Genomic DNA, 17,337 nt, shown 5'->3' on the forward strand with positions numbered 1-17,337 from the left:
ACGGACGGAGACCCCGCCGGGGTGAGGAGGAAGCGATGACACGGAGGACCCTGGTGATCGGCGACCCGGTCTTCGTCGGCGGGGCGACGGGCGTCCTCGACGACGGCGCTCTCGTGATCATGGATGACACCGTCGAGGAGGTGGGTCCGAGGGCCGTTCTCGAGACACACGGCCCGTTCGACGAGGTCATCGGGGGGCCCGACGTCGCTGTTCTTCCCGGCTTCGTGAACGCCCACTACCACACGGAGTGCTGGACGGCACCCGGGCTCATCGACGAGATCTTCGAGCTCGGCAACCTCTACGTCGGTTCCAGCATGATCGAGACCGACCTCGAGGTGATCGAGCTCCTGGCGACCTACGGCCTGGTGCAGGCCCTCAAGGGCGGCCAGACGACGACCATCGACGCGTTCTACGGCCGGCCCTCGGTGCCGTTGCTCGGAGCCGAGGCCGTGATGACCGCGTACGACCGGGTCGGGATGCGTACGGCGCTCGCTCTGTCGCTGCGGGATCAGAACCGCTACGGGCACCGCAGCGACGACGAGATGCTCGCTGCGCTCCCACCGGAGATCGCGGCGGAGGTCCGGGCGTCGCCGCTGGGCTATGCCTGGCCGATCGACGAGATGGTCGCGATCTTCCACGAGCTCCACGACCGCTGGGACGGACGTGACGGTCGCTTCCGCGTCATTCTGGCGCCCGACTGGACTCCCGCCTGTTCTGACGAGCTCTATGTCAGGGCCCGGCGTCTCGCGGACGACTACGACGTGCCACTCACCTCCCACGTCCTCGAGACCCGCGCCGAGCTGATGTGGAACCTCGACGTCTACGGAAAGCCCGGCGTGCGCCGACTCGCCGACCTCGGCGTGCTCGGTCCCGACGTCTCGTTCAGTCACTTCGTATGGGCCACGGACGAGGACATCGCCATCGCTGCGGACCACGGGGTGACAGCCGTGAACTGCATCGGATCCAACATGCGGACCTCGGTCGGTCTGTGTCGGGTGCGCGACATCCTCGAGGCCGGGGGCCGGGTGGCCTTCGGCACCGACGGGGTGTCCGTCGGCGACCGCGAGGACTTCCTCTCCGAGATCCGGGTGGCGACGATTCTGCAGCGTCAACCCGACCGGTTCGACGAGCACCGCATCGATTCCGAGATCGTTCTCGGTTCGGCGACGGCCGCCGGCGCGGCCGTGAGCGGATTCGGTTCGAAGCTGGGGACGCTCGAGCCCGGCTGCCTGGCGGACCTGGTGTGCGTCGACACGAGCCGCATCATGTTCCCGCGGACGCGTTATCCGCGGGAGCGCATTCTCGATGTCCTCGTGGACCGTGCTGACGCCGGCGACATCAGCCGTGTCATGGTCGCCGGGAAGGTCGTCGTCGCCGACGGTCGTGTCCTCACCATCGACGAGGACCAACTCGTGGAGCGGATCACCGACATCGAGGATCGGCTCTACCGGCCGACGTCGGAGGCTGTCCGCCGCAGCGAGCTCGCTGCCATGTTCAAGCCCCAGGTCGTCGAGATGTGCGAGGACTGGTACAGCCGGCCCATCACCCGGCCCGCCTCCATCTTCAACACCCGGTCCGCGCCGGGGCCCGCGTCTTCGACGTGACGGCCTCGGACCTGCTCCGGTCGATCGGCGAGCCCGAGATCGTGCGCTGGCTCGACCATCCCACGGTGACCGGGCTCGCCTCCGGTGAACTGCCGCGTGACGACTTCGTCGCCTGGGCCCGTCAGGACTGGATCTATCTGCACCACTACGTGCGGGTCTACGCGTCGCTCGCTGCCGTGGCCCCCGGACCGCTCGTGCCCGAGATCGTCGGGATGGCGCACAACCTCGCCGCGATCGAGCTGGGCCTGCTGCGGGACCTCTCCGATGGGATGGGCTTCGTCATCGACGGAGCGGAGCCCGCCGCTGTCACGGCTGAGTACATGGAGTTCCTGTCCTCGAACATGGCGGACTTCGGCCTCGGTCTGGCGGCCGCGCTGCCCTGCCTGTGGGGGTACACGCGTCTGGGCCTGTTGCTCGGTGTCGACGATCTCAGCGACGACCACCCCTATGCGCCGTGGTTGAAGACGTACGGTGGTGACCCGCTGCGCGAGCGGGTGGGGCGACTCCTCATCCTGCTCGACGCGGCGACGCCGTCACCTCGTGAGGTGGAGCGACTCGTGCGGGAGGCCTTCGTTCTGGAGTGGCGGTTCTGGGACGTGCCGAGCCACTGAGCGGGTCCGGCGGGCCGCCCGCACCGGGAGCAGCCGGACGCGGTTACGGTCATGGCACCAGACGGCGAGGAGCCCGACATTGGGACGCGGCGACACTGACGGCGGTGACCTGCCGGTGGTGGAGGTCTTCGCCCGCGACGCCCGCCACGCGCCCCCCGCGTCGAAGGGGTCGATCGTCCACGACCCGCCGAGGCGGCGCCTGGGGACTCGTGGGTGCATCGTCATCGCGACGCTGGCCATCGGTGTCTCGGTCGTCGTGGTCGGCTCGATGACGACCGGGGAGGGCCGCGACGCCGATCCCGTCGACGATGCGCAGGCCGGCGTCCGGGGAGCTGAGCCGCCTGATCCGTTCGCTGCTGACGCCGTCTTCGACGGCGCCGCACGCCACACCGTCGGCGTGGTGGGCGAGACGTGTTGTGACCGCCCCGCTGTGGTCGTCAGGGGGTCGGACCCGTTGGGAGGGCACGCGCGAGCTGTCGCAGCGGATGTAGCCGGGATCCCGGGAGCCGCGGTGTTCGCGGGGCCAGGTGGGTCCCAACTCGTCGCGCTCGGTTCAGGGGGCGCAAGAGTCGTGGTGGCGGCCGAAGCGAGTCGGCCGTTCACCCCCGCCGAGCTCGCGACGCTGCGTGATCACGTGGCCGTCGCCGTGGACCAGACCGGTTCCGTGCGGCTTGTCGTGGACGCGCCTCTCGTCGCGAGGGTCGACGATGGTCCCGCTGCCGGCCCCCCGTCGTCCTTCTCCGTGGGGCGGACGACGCCGCTACGGACCGACCAGACCACGTTCGTCGCCGGCGGAGCCGACAGCGGAACCGTGGTGGCCATCGACCGGTGGACCGGCCGGCTCCTGTGGGCATCGACGGTGGGAAGCGCGGCCTTTCTCGACGGGGTGGTTGGTGACCTCGTCGTCGTCGCAGCCGGTCCGGGGCGTGTCGTGGGGCTCGACGTGTTCACGGGAGCGCCGCGGTCCATTGAGATCCCCCTCGGGCCGCCGTAGTCGTAGGGTCGCGGCACGAGTCCGACCCATCACCCCACATCGAGGAAAGCCGCACATGACGGAACTGACGGCCGCCGACGGTCACGTCCTCGGCGCGTACGAGAACCATCCGGCCGACGCCCTTGCGGGGATCGTCGTCATTCAGGAGATCTTCGGGGTGAACGCCCACATCCGCTCCGTCGTCGACGTGTGGGCGGACCGCGGCTACCACACGATCGCTCCGGCTGTCTTCGACCGCATCGAGCCCGGGATCGAGCTCGGCTACGACCCCGACGGCATCGCCCGCGGTAGGCAACTCAAGTCCGAGCTCGCTTGGGACGACGTCATCGCCGATGTCGCAGCTGCGGTGCGTCGGGTCGCCGAGTCGGGCCCGGTGGGGATCATCGGTTTCTGCATGGGCGGGTCCGTGGCGTGGCTGGCGGCCTCGTCGCTGCCCGTGGCCGCTGCGGTCGGCTACTACGGCGCGGAGATCCCGGCGTGGGTGGACCACACGCCCACCGTGCCGGTGATGTTGCACTTCGGATCACAGGACGCCGCCATCCCCCTCAGCGGGGTCGCCGAGGTGACCGTCGCCCACCCCGAGGTGGCCGTCCACGCCTACGAGGGAGCCGGACACGGTTTCGCCTGTGATGCCTGCGGGTCGTTCCACGCTCCGTCGGCCGCGGTGGCAGATGAGCGGACGGCCGGGTTCTTCGCCCGACACCTCACTTCGTGACGTGTGCGGCGATCCACTCGTAGGTCGGGGCGAGACCGTCGCGAAGTGAGATCGTCGGCTCCCACCCGAGGCGGGCGCGCACCATCGTGTTGTCACTCGAACGTCCCCGCACGCCCTGGGGGGCCGACAGGTCATGGGATCGTCGCAGGGTGACACCGGCGATATCGCTGACCGCGTCGACGAGCTCGTTGATCGACACCATCTCCTCAGAGCCGATGTTGACCGGATCCGACACATCGGATTCCATCAGCGTCAGCACGCCTTCGATCGCGTCGTCGATGTAGAGGAAGCTGCGACGTTGCTCCCCGTCGCCCCAGATCTCGATCTCGTGGTTGCCGGTGGCCTTCGCCACGGCGACCTTGCGACAGATCGCAGCGGGCGCCTTCTCCCGGCCTCCGTCCCAGGTCCCGCGTGGTCCGTAGACGTTGTGGAAGCGGGCGACGCGGACATCGATGCCGAAGTCCTCGGCCATGTGTCGGCACATCCGTTCGCTGAACAGCTTCTCCCAGCCGTAGCCGTCCTCGGGGTCGGCCGGGTAGGCGTCGTCCTCGCGCAGAGCGACCACCTCGGTGCTGTCCTGGAGGCGCTGGGGGTACACGCACGCAGTCGAGGCGAAGAAGTAGCGGTCCACACCGGCATCCACGGCTGCCGCGATCAGGTGCGTGTTGGTGAGAACCGAGAGCATGCAGCGGGCCTTGTGGCTCTCGATGAATCCCATGCCCCCCATGTCGCAGGCCATGTTGAAGACCCGGTCACATCCGGACACGGCGCCGGCCGCGGCATCGGGGGCGTTCAGGTCGGCGACGACGTTCTCGGCCTCCGGATGGACCTGGTGCCAGTCGGCTCGGTCCTTGCGGTCCACGGAGCGCACGTCATGGCCCTGCGCGAGAAGGACTCCGGCGAGGTGTCCTCCGATGAATCCGCCAGCGCCTGCAACGAGAATCCGCATGGCTCACGACGCTACTCAGTGCAGGCTGGCCCGCCGGCGCGATGTCGCAGTCGTCCGGTCACGAACTCGTCGGGTCGCCAGGGATCTCGAAGAGCGGCTCCCACGCGGAGTCCGGTGGAACCGGGAACAACACGGACGGAACCTCGTTCTGATTCGGCCAGCGGGCACGGTACGGCAGGCCGTCGAAGAGGATGACGTCACCTGCATCGAACAGCGTCGCGGGCTCCCACGACGGATGGGTGCCGGCCGGAAGCGTGCTCGGGGTGAACGGCGGCTCGTCCGGACTGACCGGCCCGAGTAGTGACCATGGCGAATCCCACGGGGTGTCGGTGACGATGCCCGGGTCCTGCCCCTGCGTGTACCACTTGGCCTGATACACGAGTCCCTCGCGGACGACCTTGTAGCCCTCGACATAGTGGGCGTCGGGGCGCCAAACCGGGTAGGGGCTCGTGGCGGGGTCGTCGGCATCCGAGGAGGCGTCGGCGACCGTCACGGTGTCGGACTGGGGGAGCGTCGGAGCCCGACCCGGGAGTGCGGTGAACACGTTCGCGAACTCGAGCGGGGCCTGGTCCACTCCGCTGCACGAGTTGGACAGGATCATCACGTCTGCGAAGGATTCGGGACACGCCCTGTCCCGGTTCAGGGACCACGTCGAGACGCGCCCGAGGCCCCGGTCCACGGCGAAGTCCGCCAGGCCACGGGCGTCCTCGAGTGTGAACACCTCGCCTGGCACGTCGTTCTGTCCGAGCATCGGCGTGGCACCGAGGCGGGCCCAGCGCTGCACCTCGTCGAGCTCGACTCCGTTGTCGGCCCAGATCTCGCCTATCTGACGCGCCGAGGCCTCGAGAGAGGACTTCGCCGCCTCCAACATGTCGAGCGTCGGGTTGGCGGGATCGCTGAAGTTCATCGTCATGGCGTTGACGCCGGCCAGATCGACACCCCCGGCAAGGGTCGCGCTCACGAGCGCGACGCCGTCGGCGGTGAGCCCGCCGGTCGATACCGGAAGGGTGATCCACACCGACAGGTCCTCGTCGCCCGCGCGCCGTTCGGCCTGGATCGTGGCGATCGCACGCGCGCGACGCTCGATCGAAGGCAGGTCGGCGATGTCCTCGTTCTCGATGTCGAGGTCGATGACCTTGACGTCGTAGCGCTCCACGACCTCCCGGTACGCGTCGGTCAGACGGTCCTCGTCGGCGCACACGTACGCCAGTTCGTCGTTCGCCTGGCCGCCGAAGGAGATCGTGACGTCGCCCCCGGCTGCCCGGAGTTGGGTGATCCGCCTGTCCAGTTCGAGGTCGCGTTCCGCCTCGCCGAGGGTGTAGGCCCCGCCCCATGAGGGCGTGCACGCATCGTCGGGGTGCGCGACGACGAAAGCCAGGGCGATGTCACGGGCCGGGTTGAGGCGCGGGTCCTGGAACTCATAGGTGGGCGTGAGAGTGACGTCCACGTAGGGCACGCTCCACGACCGCTGGCGGACGGGATCGGTGGTGGTCGCCTCCCGGAATCCGAAGAGACCGACGCCCGCCATCATTCCGACGATGAGGACCACCGCTCCGAGGCGGGTCCACGAGAGCCGCTCCTCGGGCTCGTCGGAGAACGCGGCGTCGAGGGTCGCCGTGGCGTCGGCTCTCGAATTGTCGTCTCGTGGTGAAGTCATGGCGACTGGTGAACCTCAGAGGTCGAGCTCGGGCGAGGACTGGTTCTCCCATCGGTACGGGAACTCGAATTCTTAGCCGTCACGCCGCGGACGGATCTCGTGAGAACCGATTCGTCACCGCCGGAGCCGGGAGTGTGCCTCCGACACCTAACGACATGGCTTCAACGGTCGATAGGGAAGATGGGAACGGTGCTCCGCGCTGCCGTTCCGGCGCGGTCTCGGTGGCCGCGGACCTTGGAACGCAGGCGAGAACAGGACAGCGATGCTGACGCGACGCAGGAAGCAGTCGAACACCACCCGCCGACGCCAGTGGGGTAGTGATCGCCGCACGCAACCCCTGCCGAAGGTTCCGCCCCCGGTCTCGGAGCGCCGCGTCACCATCGGTCGACTGGCGATCGTCACCACCGTGGGAGCGTGGTTCGCCTACGTCGCGATCACGATCGTCGAGCAGTTCGTCGAAGGTCGGGCCTCCAGTGCCCGGCTCGGTATCGAGGCGATCGTGTACCTCCTCGTCGTCACGGCGCTGACCGCGTCGGCGATGGCCTACCTCATCACCCGGATCGGCTTCTTCTACCGGAACCGGTCACACCAACGGGCTCCCCGGGCCGTGATCGACGCGTTCTACACGGAGACGGTCCCCACCGTGACCGTTCTCGTCCCCTCGTACCAGGAGGACGAGCGGGTCATCCGTACCACGCTGCTGTCAGCTGCGCTCCAGGAGCACCCCCACCTGCGCGTCGTCCTGTTGATCGACGACCCGCCCCAGCCGCGCAACATCGCGGCACACCGCCTACTCGAAGCGGCGCGCGGGCTTCCCGAACGGATCGCCGACGAACTCGCCGAGCCGCTGGATCATGTTCGTGGCGGCCTCGAACGCTTCGAGTCCCTCCAGGTCGGGTCACGCCGGACCACGCCCGACGACATGGTCGAGCTGGCCTCGCACTACGAGTTCGCATCCCAATGGCTCCGGAAACTCGGGGACCGGCACGAGATCATCGACCACGCCGACACCTTCTTCGTCGAGCACGTGATCGGTGCGCTCGCAGAGGATCTCGAGACGATCGCCCGGGCCCTGCGCAGCGGGGCGGAAGAAGGTGCGAGCCTCTCCACAGACCGGATCATGCAGCTCTACCGACGGCTCGTATCGACCTTCCGTGCCGAGATGTCCAGCTTCGAACGGAAGCGCTATGTGTCGTGTTCGCACGCCGCCAACAAGGCGATGAACCTGAACAGCTACATCGCGCTGATGGGTGGGAACTGGCAGGAGGTCGCCACGCCCCAGGGTCTCGCTCTGGTGCCCTGCAACACGCGCGACGCGGACTTCGCCGTGCCCGACCCGGACTACATCCTCACCCTCGACGCCGACAGCGTCCTGCTCCCTGAGTACTGCGCCCGGATCCTCTACGTCCTCGAGCAGGGCGGCAACGCCGACGTCGCCGTGGCGCAGACCCCCTACAGCGCCTACCCGGGCGCGGGCACCCGCATCGAACGCATCGCGGGTGCCACGACGGATCTGCAACACATCGTCCACCAGGGCATGACGCACTACGACGCGACCTTCTGGGTCGGGGCCAACGCGATCCTGCGCAAGGAGGCACTCGACGACATCGTCGAGATCGACCACGAGGACAAGTGGGAGATCCGCCGCTACATCCAGGACCGGACCGTCATCGAGGACACCGAGTCCACCATCGACCTCGGTGTGCACGGGTGGACGCTGTTCAACTACCCGGAACGGCTGGCCTACAGCGCGACCCCACCGGACTTCGGCTCGCTCTGCATCCAGCGACAGCGGTGGGCCAACGGTGGCCTCCTCATCCTGTCCAAGCTGCGCGATCAGTCGCGGGCCCGTCGCGAGCGGCGCGAGAAGAACCGATTCGGTGAGGTCTTCCTGCGGGTCAACTACATGGCCTCGATCTTCTGGGCATCGCTGTGTCTGTTGATCCTGTTGATCTACCCGTTCAACAGCGGTCTGCTGAAGCCGATCCTGCCGCTGATCGCGCTCCCGTACTTCTTGATGATGGCCTCGGACCTTCGCTACTGCGGCTACAAGCGCCTCGACGTCCTGCGCATCTACGGCTTCAACCTGATTCTGCTGTTCGTCAACCTCGCGGGCGCGTTCGCATCGGTGCTCCAACTCGTCACGGGTGAGAAGAGCTCGTTCAAGCGGACGCCGAAGGTCCGTGACCGCACGACGGCGCGGGCGTTCTACATCCTCTCGCCGTGGCTGCTGATCGTCTTCTCGGCCTACTGGGTCGTCTACGACATCCAGCACAGCCACTGGGCCCACCTGTTCTTCGCCGGTCTGAATGCGACGCTCGCTTTGTACGCGATGGTCGCGTTCGTGGGAACCCGCAACAGCGTCGTCGACCTGTGGGTCCAGTTGCGTGGCTGGCTCTACCAACCTGCTCCCCCGGGAACGGTCTCCAAGTCGTCGCGGTCCGCCGACCGGCTCTCTCCCGGCGCCATCGGCGACTGGGCGTCGGTCCTCCACTACGGGCCAGCCGGTTCGGGAGCGCGGGTCTTCGAGGCCCGCTCGACCGGTGCGGGGGTCGCAGTCGAGGCGAACGGTGCCGGTCGGTTCGCACCGCAACCGCTGAGCGACGGGCGATCCCCGACACAGCCGGCAGCGGCGGCGTTCGAGGAGTACACGTTCTTCACCGTCTTCCAGCCGATCGTCGACATGGGTGACGATCAGCCCGTCGGCTACGAGGCACTGACCCGGTTCGCGGATGGCCAGTCTCCGCAGGAGAGCCTCGCCCAGGCGACGTCCGCGGGTCTCGGCCTGGAACTGGACATGGCTCTGATCCACGCCGCGATGGCATCGGCACGCGCTCTACCTGTGGGAGCCTGGCTCGCCGTCAACGTCTCACCGGGGCTCGCAGCTGAACCCGACAAGCTGGCGGGGATCCTCAGCCAGGCACCGTGCCCGGTCGTCGTGGAGGTGCCGGACACGGCCGGCGCGGAGGACCTGGTGCGGCCGCTGCGTCAGATCCCCGGCGTGATGGTCGCCATCGACGACGCGGGAGCGGGATATGAGAGCCTCTCGCGTATCGAGCGGCTGCAACCGGAGTTCATGAAGTTGCAGCGCGACGCTGTCACCGGCCTGGCCGATGACGCCGCCCGCCAGGTGTTCGTCGAGACCCTGGTGGAGTTCGCCGAGCGCCACGGGTGCCAGGTGATCGCCGAGGGAATCGAGACGGAACCCGAACTCGAGACCTTGCGACAGTGTGGGGTCCACCTGGGACAGGGCTACCTGGTGGGTCGGCCCGTGCCGGTCAGCCGCGTCTCAGAACGGGTCGTGTCGAGCTGAACGAAACGCGCGGGCGCGGGAACCGCCGGGCGTCGCGCGACGTCGGATTGGGGACAGACGAACGACCCGGACCGATCCGGGTGAAAGGAACCCCCCATGAAGATCAAGGCTCTCGTCGTGGCGGTCGCGCTGGCGACTCTCGCAATCACAGCTGTCGCCTGGGCGGCCGCCGACGACGACGCAGCGGACGACCGGACATCCGATGAGCCGCCCGTCGGCGACGCGTCGGACCAGCCGAACACACCACCCGACGGCGGGGATGACGTCGACGGAGGTCCGACCGAGCCGGGCGATCCCGGCGACGTGTTCCCGACCGAGCAGGCCCGCCAGGACGCTCAGGGTTACCTCGGCCGCAATGAGAACACCCTTCCCGACGAGGTCAGGGTCGGTCGCCGCGGCGCTGAGCAGATGATGCTCACCGAGGACTACGTTCTCGGGCGGGTCACGGTCAGCCTCGACGATGACGGGGACGGTTACCGGGTGACGTCGGTGACCGTCGAGTTGCCGGACGGTCCCGAGACCTTCGACCTCCAGCCGAGCTGAGCCGTGTGTCGCGGGCCCGCCGGGTCTACCCGGCGGGCCGCCGCGCGTCAGACGCGTTCGATGACGACGGCGATCCCCTGGCCGACGCCGATGCACATCGCGGCGAGCCCGTAGCGCCCCCCTGTGCGGCGGAGATGCCACAGGAGCGTCGTGAGAATGCGCGCGCCGCTGGCTCCCAGCGGGTGGCCGAGGGCGATCGCGCCGCCGAGCGGGTTCACGATCGCGGGGTCCATCTCACCCAATTCGTGGAGAACGGCGAGAGCCTGCCCGGCGAACGCCTCGTTCAACTCGACCGCATCGAGGTCGCCGGCTGACAGTCCGGCCCGGGTCAGCGCCGCCCGGGTGGCATCGACCGGCCCGAGGCCGAAACGGTGCGGTTCGAGCGCCGAGGTCGCACGGGCCGCGATCCGTGCGATCGGATCGCGACCCAGTTCCCTGCCCGCATCGGCCGACCCGATGAGCAGCGCAGCGGCTCCGTCGTTGAGCGGGGAGGCGTTTCCCGCCGTCACGGTGCCCTCGGGGCGGAAGACGGGCCGGAGTCCGGCGAGTGCCTCGACGGACGTCTCGGGCCGTATCGACTCGTCGATCGCCAGCGGGGCGCCGGGCACCTGGGTGATCTCGGCGTCGAAGTGGCCGGCGGCCCATGCGGCCGCCGCACGGCGGTGTGACGAGGCGGCGAACTCGTCCTGGGATTCTCGGCTGATCCCGAATTCGCCGACGAGCAACTCGGTCGCCTCGCCCAACGAGACCGTCCAGCGGTCGTGGTGGCGGGGGTTCACCATCCTCCAGCCCAGGGTCGTGGAGTGGAGGGTCTCGTTCCCGCGGGCATAGGCGCGTCCGGGCTTGAGGAGGACCCACGGTGCGCGGCTCATGGACTCCACGCCGCCGGCCACCGCGAGCGTGAGGTCACCGGAGGCGATCGCCCGGCTCGCGGCGATCACCGCCTCGAGTCCCGACCCGCACAGCCGGTTCACAGTTGCGCCCGGGACTGTCACCGGCCATCCGGCGAGCAGCGTCGCCATCCGGGCGACGTTGCGGTTGTCCTCGCCGGACTGATTGGCAGCGCCGAGCCACACGTCCTCCACCGCCCCGGGGTCGAGCTCCGGGTTGCGTGTGCCGAGCGCGGTGAGGGCGGTGGCCGCGAGATCGTCGGGCCGGACGCCGGCGAGCGCGCCCCCGTGATGCCCGACGGGCGTGCGGACAGCGTCGAAGATGAAGGATTCCGCCACGGCTTCTCCTCGGCGGCCGATCGTGCCGGACTCCGAGTATCGCACTCCCCGCGTCGGGCCGACCGTGTCCGGTCGGGGCGACGCACTCGGAAAGGTTCGGTCATCGTCATCCGAATGGATCTGGCGGCCGATGGGTGCGACCGGAGCAGCGTGCGTGCGGTATCAAGGTGGGGTGCTGATCGTCGTATCTCCCGCCAAGTCGCTCGATTTCGATTCGCCCCCGGTGACGGATCGCCACACCGAACCGCGTCTCGCCGACCGGGCCGCTGAGCTCGTCGAGGTCCTGGCGGCGAAGTCGCCCGACGACCTCGCCGCGTTGATGTCGATATCGCCGGCCCTCGCGGAGCTGAACTTCGAGAGGTTCGCCGACTGGCGGCCCGAGGTGTCGGTCGAGACGGGCCGCGCCGCGGTGCTCGCGTTCGCCGGTGACACCTACCGGGGACTCGAAGCGGGGGGCTTCTCTACCCGGGACTTCACGCGGGCCCAGAAGGTCCTGCGGGTCCTGTCCGGTCTCTACGGGGTGCTGCGGCCCCTCGACCTGATCCAGCCGTACCGGCTCGAGATGGGGACGAAGCTGTCCACCGGCGCCGGCGACACCCTCTACGACTTCTGGGGGGACACGATCACCGAGATGCTCGCCGCTGACCTCGCCGCCAGCCCGGGGGCGAAGGTGCTCGTGAACCTCGCGTCGAAGGAGTACTTCTCCGCAGTCGATCCCGACGGGCTCGCAGGGCGCGTCATCACGCCGCGGTTCATGGACACCAACGATGACGGCGACCTGCGGGTAATGGGGATGTTCGCGAAGCAGGCCCGCGGTGCGATGGCGCGGTGGATCATCACCGACAGGGTCACCGCTCTCAGGGACCTCGACGACTTTGCCGGCCTCGGCTACCGGTTCGATCCCGAGCTGTCCGACGTCGACGAGCCCGTCTTCGTCCGTTCGCGCGCAGACCGCTGAGCGGCCCGCCGCGCCGGCGATGACAGCGGACCCCCTGCGAATCCGGGTTCGCGTGAAGCCGGGCGCGCGCCACGAGGGGGTCGGTGGCCGATGGGGCGAGGAGGACGTCCTCGTGGTCGCGGTTCGTGCACCTGCCACGGAGGGAAAGGCGAACGCCGCCGTGGTGGCAGCGGTGGCGGAGGCTCTCGGTGTGCGGGCCCGGACCGTGAGGATCGTCGCGGGCGCCGGCGGCAGGAACAAGGTCCTCGAGATCATCGAGCCGCCCGTCCACGTTCGCGCTGCCATCGCAGACCTTCTGGCGGTCTGAGTCCTCCTCCTCACGGGGGAGGCATGCATCCTCCGCAGGGACGAAATCGCGAATGGCCGGGAAGAAATCCCAGCCGCAGCGACGTCTGAATCGATGGCTCCGAAGGTCGGAGCAGATCGAGAAAGACACGCCCATGAAGAAGCTCGCAGTCGTCATCATCATCACGATCGCCGTCATCGCCGGTGGTGCTGCCCTCGCCGGTGGGGATCTCCTCGGGGAGCCGCCGGCCGCCGAGGTCCCACCAGCTCCGGTGGTCCCTACGGACCCCGCGCCCGCCCCCACGCCCGAGGATCCACCGACTCCGGCCCCGGCCCCTGGGGATCCCGCAGCTCCGGCCCCGGCCCCTGAGGATCCCGCAGCTCCGGCCCCGGCGCCCACGCCCGACGAGACCCGTGATCCGACGCCATCGGAGCCAGGAGATGCGCTGGGGATCGGCGACGAGGGCGAGACTGTCCGCCGGCTCCAGGAGCGCCTCGCGGAGCTCGGATACTGGGTGGGTCCTGAGACCGACGGCCGCTTCGGTGAGCTGACCGAACAGGCGGTGATGGCCTTCCAGAAGGTCGAGGGGCTGCACCGCGACGGCATCGCCGGCGCTGCGACCCTGGCCGCGCTCGACACGGCCCAACGGCCGACGGCGGGGACCGAGTCGACGCCGGGCACGGTGGTCGAGGTGGACCTCGCCCGCCAGGTGCTCTTCGTGGTCCGCGATGGCAGTGTCGTGGAGATCTTCAACACCAGCACCGGTTCCGGGGGTGAATGGGTGACACGCACCGGTCGGTTCGAGGTCTTCCGCGAGGTCGACGGGACCGATTTCGGCCCCCTCGGAGCGCTCTACCGGCCCAAGTACTTCGACGGCGGGATCGCCGTCCACGGTTCCCCGGAGATCCCCGGCTTCCCGGCGTCACACGGCTGCGCCCGGGTTCACGACGCCGTGATGGATCACCTGTGGGACACAGGTGCTCTCGAGATCCACACTCCGGTGCGGGTGTACTGAGGCCCGCAGAGCCCGGGTCGTCGCCGTCTACCGGGCTCCGCCGGGGCCCCGGGTCGGCGACGGCCGTGGCAGGCTTGTCAGCGTCGCCGACCGCCCGGGAGTGACCGTGAGCCGTGACCGTCCCATGTACCCCGAGGTCGCGGCCGACGCGCTCGCCTGGGTCACGACCGATCAGATGCGCACGGTCGATCGCGTGATGACCCAGGACCTCCGCATCGAGTTGATACAGATGATGGAGAACGCCGGGCGCAGCCTTGCACGCCTGGTCAGGGAACGCTTCAGCCCCGCGTCGGTCGCCGTGTACGTCGGCTCCGGCGGCAACGGGGGAGGGGGCCTCGTCGCCGCCCGTCACCTTGCGAATGCCGGTGTGGACGTGACCGTGGTTCTCGCACCGCACCGTGCCGACATGCGGGGGGTCCCGGCGGACCAGCTCGACATCGTCGATCGGATGGACGTGCCCGTCGTCGATGACCCCGTCGACGTCGATCTGGCCATCGATGCGCTCGTCGGGTACAGCCTGGTCGGGGATCTGCGTGGCCGCGTCGCCGACCTCGTCGCCGGGACCCGGCGGGCCTCGCTCGTCGTCGCTCTCGACGGCCCCAGCGGGGTGGACACGACGACGGGTCGGGTCGGTGTGCCGGCGGTCGAGGCGGACGCGACGCTCACCCTGGCGATGCCGAAGGCGGGCCTGAGGGGGACGACGGCCGCTGGGGAGCTGTACCTCGCTGACATCTCGGTTCCCCGCTCGGTGTTCGTCGGGCTCGGGGTGCCGGCCGACCGCACGCCGGACTGGTCCGCGGGTTCGATTCTGCGGGTGGTCGGGGACTGATCCGACTCCCGGCCTCGGAGCGGCCGGGGCTCTGGCATGGTGTGCTGGTTGGACCCGATCCGTTGCGAGGAACCGTGCAGTCCACGACCCAGGTCCTGTTGATCCGCCACGGCGAGACGGAGTGGAGTCGCACCCACCGTCACACCGGGCTCACCGACATCGGTCTGACCGAGACGGGTGAGCGGCAGGCGGCGGCGCTCGGGGCGAAGGTCGCCGCTTTCGAACTCGCCGAGGTCTGGACCAGTCCCCTGCGGCGGGCGGCGCAGACATGTCATCTCGCCGGACTCGGGGACCGGGCTGTCGTCCACGATGACCTCGTCGAGTGGGACTACGGCGAGTTCGAGGGCTCGGTGACCGCCGACCACCGCGTCCGTGATCCGAGCTGGTCGATCTGGACGGCGCCGATCCACGAGGGGGAGACCCTCGCTGCGGTCGGCAGGCGTGCCGACGCCGTCGTCGAGCGGTTGGTCGCCGTCGGCGGTTCGGTCGCGGTGTTCGCGCACGGCCAGTTCCTACGCATCCTCGCGTCGCGCTGGATCGGCGCTCCACCCGACACCGGTCGTCATCTCGTCCTGGGTCCGGCGACGGTGTCGATACTCGGGATAGATCGTGGTGACCGGGTCATCGAGGGTTGGAACGAGGCCTGTCGCCTGCCCGGCGACGCGGCCGGGCCCGCCGCCTGACGGCTGCCGGGCCTCCTGAATGTGTCCGTGAGGAGCTTGACAAGGACACCGGATGTACGTACATTCGGACTATGACAGAGTCCAGCCCCGGGCACGCGATCCGGAACATCGGTCGGCGTCTCCTCCCGATCCTCACATGGGCGCCCCGGTACCGCCGCGGCGATCTGCGCAGCGATCTCGCCGCCGGACTGACCGTCGGAGCGATGCTCGTCCCGCAGGCGATGGCGTACGCGCTGCTCGCAGGGCTCCCGCCCGAGGTCGGTCTGTACTCGGCGACCATCCCGGTGCTCATCTACGCGATCTTCGGCACGTCACGACAACTCGCCGTCGGTCCGGTCGCCATCGTGTCGCTCCTCACGGCATCAGCGCTGGGATCGGTGGTCGCCGAGGGGAGTGCCGGATACCTCGAGGCGGCGGCGATGCTCGCCGTGATGGTCGGCGTTCTGCACCTCGTGCTCGGCGCCGGTCGCCTCGGCTTCCTCGTGGACTTCCTCTCGCACTCGGTCCTCGTCGGCTTCACGGCGGCAGCGGCCCTCATCATCGGGTTCAGTCAGGTCAAGCACGTTCTCGGCATCTCCACGGAGCGCAGGGACCACTTCCACGAGACGGTCCGGGAGGTCATCGACAACATCGGCGGCACGAACGGGACGACGCTGGCAATCGGAGCCGGTGCGGTGATCGTGCTACTCGTCGCGAAGAAGGTCATGCCCCTGCTACCCGGTGCACTCGTCGTCGTCGTCGCATCCACTGCGATCGTCGAGGTCTTCGGTCTGACGGACCGCGGGGTGAGTACCGTCGGCGAGATCCCCGAAGGTCTGCCGTCGTTCGGGTTCCCCCAATGGGACGGATCGCTGTTCGGCACGCTGGCCGCGGCGGCGCTGGTCATCACCCTCGTCGGGTTCATGGAGTCCATCGCCGTGGCGAAGGTCTACGCCCGGCGCCACGGTCACGACGTCGACGCCAACGCCGAACTGGTGGCGCTGGGCGCCGCCAACGTCGCGTCCGGCATCTTCGGTGGCTATCCCGTGACTGGAGGCTTCTCCCGCACCGCCGTCAACGACAGCGCCGGGGCCCGCACACCACTCGCGTCCGTCATCACCGCCGGGCTCGTCCTGCTGACTCTCGCCGTCCTGACGCCGTTGTTCGACTCGCTGCCCAATGCTGCTCTCGGGGCGATCATCATCGTGGCCGTCATCGGACTCTTCGACGTTCGCGAGATGCGCCATATCGCCGCCGTGAAACGCAGCGATCTCATCGGTCTGTCGGTTGCGTTCGTGGCGACCCTCGCCCTCGGCATCGAGATCGGAATAGGGGTCGCGGTCGTCGCCTCGATGCTCGTCGTGTTCGCACGCATGTCCCTTCCCCACACGGCCGTTCTCGGCAGGGTCGATGGCACGACGACCTATCGCAACGTCGAGCGGTTCGACGACGCGCACACGTACCCGGGCATCAGCGTGTTGCGTATCGACGCCGCCATCTCCTTCGTCAACGCCGCCAAGATCAAGCGCCTCCTCGTCGGGACCGCGTCGGAGATCACGGTCGAGCCCCGGGTGCTCGTCCTCGACGCCTCCGGTATCAACGACCTCGATGTCACCGGCGCAGAAGTGCTGCGCGAAGTGCTCGACGACCTCGATCAGAGGGGCGTCGAACTGCACATGAGTGACGTGAAGGGTCCCGTCCGCGACGTCCTGCGGCGGTCGGGTCTGTGGGAACGGCTGGGTACGCGGATCCACGTGTCGACTGCGGACGCCGTCGACGCCGTCCGGGGTGGCCACGACGGTCCCCGCGACCAGCGCGGCTACGCGATCGACGAGAGGCCCACCGCGCACACGGCCGAAGCCGCGCCGGCCCCCTAGAGGGGCCACCGGCTCGCCGGCTCGCGCTAAACATCGGGGCCGCCTCCGCCGATCTGTTCTGGTGACGACCCGTCGGCGGGTCGACGGGAGGCCTG

The 17,337-nt window shown here is 69.0% G+C and carries 15 protein-coding genes; 12 read left to right on the forward strand and 3 right to left on the reverse strand.

Annotated elements, in window-relative coordinates:
* The first annotated feature begins 35 nt into the window (after positions 1-35).
* The 4 genes from RIE08_13895 (at position 36) to RIE08_13910 (ending at position 3,924) form a co-directional block, all read left to right on the forward strand.
* Positions 36-1,604 (forward strand): amidohydrolase family protein, encoded by a 1,569-nt coding sequence (locus RIE08_13895; protein MEQ8718698.1) that lies wholly within the window; start codon positions 36-38, stop codon positions 1,602-1,604.
* Positions 1,601-2,215, forward strand: coding sequence for a hypothetical protein (locus RIE08_13900; GenBank protein MEQ8718699.1), 615 nt, complete (start codon positions 1,601-1,603; stop codon positions 2,213-2,215). The genes RIE08_13895 and RIE08_13900 overlap by 4 nt, the downstream gene beginning before the upstream one ends.
* Before the next feature lie 79 nt (positions 2,216-2,294).
* Positions 2,295-3,209, forward strand: a complete 915-nt coding sequence (locus tag RIE08_13905) for a hypothetical protein (GenBank protein ID MEQ8718700.1) — start codon at positions 2,295-2,297, stop codon at positions 3,207-3,209.
* 55 nt (positions 3,210-3,264) lie between these two features.
* Positions 3,265-3,924 (forward strand): dienelactone hydrolase family protein, encoded by a 660-nt coding sequence (locus tag RIE08_13910; GenBank protein ID MEQ8718701.1) that lies wholly within the window; start codon positions 3,265-3,267, stop codon positions 3,922-3,924.
* On the opposite strand, the gene RIE08_13915 is transcribed toward RIE08_13910, so the two are convergent.
* Entirely contained in the window at positions 3,914-4,873 is a 960-nt protein-coding gene (locus RIE08_13915; protein MEQ8718702.1) for an NAD-dependent epimerase/dehydratase family protein, read from the reverse strand. The two genes, RIE08_13910 and RIE08_13915, sit on opposite strands and share 11 nt — an antisense overlap.
* Before the next feature lie 58 nt (positions 4,874-4,931).
* Positions 4,932-6,530, reverse strand: coding sequence for a hypothetical protein (locus RIE08_13920; GenBank protein ID MEQ8718703.1), 1,599 nt, complete (start codon positions 6,528-6,530; stop codon positions 4,932-4,934).
* 262 nt (positions 6,531-6,792) lie between these two features.
* Between RIE08_13920 and RIE08_13925 the strand changes: the two genes are divergently transcribed.
* Together RIE08_13925 and RIE08_13930 are read left to right on the forward strand one after the other, a co-directional pair.
* Positions 6,793-9,843, forward strand: coding sequence for an EAL domain-containing protein (locus RIE08_13925; GenBank protein ID MEQ8718704.1), 3,051 nt, complete (start codon positions 6,793-6,795; stop codon positions 9,841-9,843).
* A 96-nt stretch (positions 9,844-9,939) separates the two neighbouring features.
* Positions 9,940-10,386, forward strand: coding sequence for a hypothetical protein (locus RIE08_13930; GenBank protein ID MEQ8718705.1), 447 nt, complete (start codon positions 9,940-9,942; stop codon positions 10,384-10,386).
* Positions 10,387-10,433: 47 nt separating this feature from the next.
* Here the strand turns inward: RIE08_13930 and RIE08_13935 are convergent, their stop codons facing one another.
* A complete protein-coding gene (locus tag RIE08_13935) occupies positions 10,434-11,615 on the reverse strand; it encodes an acetyl-CoA C-acyltransferase (protein MEQ8718706.1) in 1,182 nt (393 codons plus the stop codon).
* 172 nt (positions 11,616-11,787) lie between these two features.
* Between RIE08_13935 and yaaA the strand changes: the two genes are divergently transcribed.
* The 6 genes from yaaA (at position 11,788) to RIE08_13965 (ending at position 17,242) form a co-directional block, all read left to right on the forward strand.
* Positions 11,788-12,573, forward strand: coding sequence for a peroxide stress protein YaaA (gene yaaA / locus RIE08_13940; protein MEQ8718707.1), 786 nt, complete (start codon positions 11,788-11,790; stop codon positions 12,571-12,573).
* A 19-nt stretch (positions 12,574-12,592) separates the two neighbouring features.
* A complete protein-coding gene (locus RIE08_13945; GenBank protein MEQ8718708.1) occupies positions 12,593-12,880 on the forward strand; it encodes a DUF167 domain-containing protein in 288 nt (95 codons plus the stop codon).
* A 133-nt stretch (positions 12,881-13,013) separates the two neighbouring features.
* The gene (locus RIE08_13950) at positions 13,014-13,874 is read left to right on the forward strand and encodes a L,D-transpeptidase family protein (protein ID MEQ8718709.1); all 861 of its coding nucleotides are present in this window, start codon (positions 13,014-13,016) and stop codon (positions 13,872-13,874) included.
* 106 nt (positions 13,875-13,980) lie between these two features.
* Positions 13,981-14,703 (forward strand): NAD(P)H-hydrate epimerase, encoded by a 723-nt coding sequence (locus RIE08_13955; protein MEQ8718710.1) that lies wholly within the window; start codon positions 13,981-13,983, stop codon positions 14,701-14,703.
* Positions 14,704-14,777: 74 nt separating this feature from the next.
* Positions 14,778-15,386 carry a histidine phosphatase family protein gene (locus tag RIE08_13960; protein MEQ8718711.1) on the forward strand — a complete coding sequence of 203 codons (609 nt, stop codon included), beginning with the start codon at positions 14,778-14,780 and terminating at the stop codon, positions 15,384-15,386.
* A 71-nt stretch (positions 15,387-15,457) separates the two neighbouring features.
* The gene (locus RIE08_13965) at positions 15,458-17,242 is read left to right on the forward strand and encodes a solute carrier family 26 protein (protein ID MEQ8718712.1); all 1,785 of its coding nucleotides are present in this window, start codon (positions 15,458-15,460) and stop codon (positions 17,240-17,242) included.
* The last annotated feature ends 95 nt before the right edge of the window (positions 17,243-17,337 follow it).

The sequence above is a fragment of the Acidimicrobiales bacterium genome, assembly GCA_040219085.1.
GTDB lineage: Bacteria > Actinomycetota > Acidimicrobiia > Acidimicrobiales > JAVJTC01 > JAVJTC01.

Bases quoted from the DNA above. Each gene is read 5' to 3' on its own strand.
- RIE08_13895 (MEQ8718698.1), top strand. From the start codon at position 36: ATGACACGGAGGACCCTGGTGATCGGCGACCCGGTCTTCGTCGGCGGG.
- RIE08_13910 (MEQ8718701.1), top strand. From the start codon at position 3,265: ATGACGGAACTGACGGCCGCCGACGGTCACGTCCTCGGCGCGTACGAG.
- RIE08_13915 (MEQ8718702.1), bottom strand. From the start codon at position 4,873: ATGCGGATTCTCGTTGCAGGCGCTGGCGGATTCATCGGAGGACACCTC.
- RIE08_13920 (MEQ8718703.1), bottom strand. From the start codon at position 6,530: ATGACTTCACCACGAGACGACAATTCGAGAGCCGACGCCACGGCGACC.
- RIE08_13925 (MEQ8718704.1), top strand. From the start codon at position 6,793: ATGCTGACGCGACGCAGGAAGCAGTCGAACACCACCCGCCGACGCCAG.
- RIE08_13930 (MEQ8718705.1), top strand. From the start codon at position 9,940: ATGAAGATCAAGGCTCTCGTCGTGGCGGTCGCGCTGGCGACTCTCGCA.
- RIE08_13945 (MEQ8718708.1), top strand. From the start codon at position 12,593: ATGACAGCGGACCCCCTGCGAATCCGGGTTCGCGTGAAGCCGGGCGCG.
- RIE08_13950 (MEQ8718709.1), top strand. From the start codon at position 13,014: ATGAAGAAGCTCGCAGTCGTCATCATCATCACGATCGCCGTCATCGCC.
- RIE08_13965 (MEQ8718712.1), top strand. From the start codon at position 15,458: ATGACAGAGTCCAGCCCCGGGCACGCGATCCGGAACATCGGTCGGCGT.